At 47.9% G+C, this 1217-nt stretch carries 2 protein-coding genes; one reads left to right on the top strand and one right to left on the bottom strand.

What is annotated here, in order from left to right; all coding sequences use genetic code 11:
• Positions 1–127 precede the first annotated feature (127 nt).
• A complete protein-coding gene (locus IMQ33_RS19320) occupies positions 128–631 on the top strand; it encodes an NlpC/P60 family protein (protein ID WP_173408694.1) in 504 nt (167 codons plus the stop codon).
• A 76-nt stretch (positions 632–707) separates the two neighbouring features.
• Here IMQ33_RS19320 and IMQ33_RS19315 read toward each other — a convergent pair.
• A partial coding sequence (locus IMQ33_RS19315) for an IS3 family transposase (protein ID WP_196062767.1) occupies positions 708–1217 on the bottom strand: 510 nt, incomplete at its 5' end.

Below are 1217 nucleotides of genomic sequence, written 5' to 3'. Positions count from 1 at the left end.
TGAGTATTTTGGTATCAGTTAGCAGCTTCATTCGTTATTTAATACCTAGGCTTTAAATTAACATCATAAGGAACGACTAATTATCTCAATCAAGGATAGCCACTTCATTTCTATTTCAGACATCCCTATGCTCAAGATTTTTATTCTATTGATTCTGGTTTTAACCTCCTTACTGACCTTTTCTACTAACGCAGAGCCCTACCGGGAGAACCGCCACACTGCTAATACCCCAGCTAATACGCATAACGATAAGCAGAAACTCAATAAAATCCTGACGCATTACGATCGATGGGAAGGGGTCAGTTACAAGTTTGGTGGAGACAACCGTAAGGGAATCGATTGCTCTGCCTATATGCAGCGCGTGTTCGCTGACGAGTTCGCCTTAAGTTTGCCAAGAAGCTCTCATGAACAGGCCAAATTGGGCTCGCGGATTGGTAAGCATGATTTAGATACTGGCGATCTGGTGTTTTTTAAAACGTCACCGCAGGAACGCCACGTGGGCGTGTATATAGGGGATGGAAAGTTTATTCATGCTTCCAGCAGCGTTGGCGTCACCGTCTCAACACTGGATAATCAATACTGGAAAACACGCTATGAGCAGGCACGGCGTATCAACTTGGCAAATGCATAAGCTGGTTCCTGAAGGTGAAGAACAAGAATGACCCGCTCCCCGTATGTGATCCATTCATAATCAGGAATAACCGGCTTCATTCTGGCTGCATATTCTGGCAACCGGCAGATTTCTCGGCAAATTCAGAAGGTGTCATCCAGCCCAGGGCAGAATGGGGACGGCTCTGGTTATAGTGTATGCGCCAGCCCTCGATTTTGCACCGTGCATCCTCCACAGACATGAACCAGTTCTCGTTCAAACATTCCTGCCGCAATCTGCCATTAAAGGACTCCACCGTAGCGTTGTCCGTCGGTGTTCCCGGGCGTGAGAAGTCGATCCTGATCCCTCTTTCATACACCCACTTGTCCAGCATTTTCCCTGCAAATTCAGAACCATTATCGGTTTTCAGCAACTGCGGTAAAGGACGCCTGAGCGCTATGCTGTTCAGCATCTCTGCCACTTCTGTCGAACGCAGATTCTGTCCCACACAGCTCCCCAGGCATTCGCGGGTGTAAAGGTCGATAACCGTCAACAGGCGCAGTCGTCGCCCGTCAAACAACGCATCAGAAACAAAATCCATGCCCCAGACGTGGTTTGGATATAAGCC

This window comes from Serratia sp. Res13-Sevr-LER1-36-b, from assembly GCF_015673035.1.
In the GTDB taxonomy this organism is placed as follows: Bacteria; Pseudomonadota; Gammaproteobacteria; order Enterobacterales; family Enterobacteriaceae; genus Chania; species Chania fonticola_C.
The sequence above is the reverse complement of the archived record's forward strand: the minus strand, read 5'-3'. Positions and strand labels throughout refer to the sequence as shown.

What these genes read in the sequence shown, in the direction of transcription:
- IMQ33_RS19320 (WP_173408694.1), top strand. Translation starts at nt 128, where the DNA reads ATGCTCAAGATTTTTATTCTATTGATTCTGGTTTTAACCTCCTTACTG.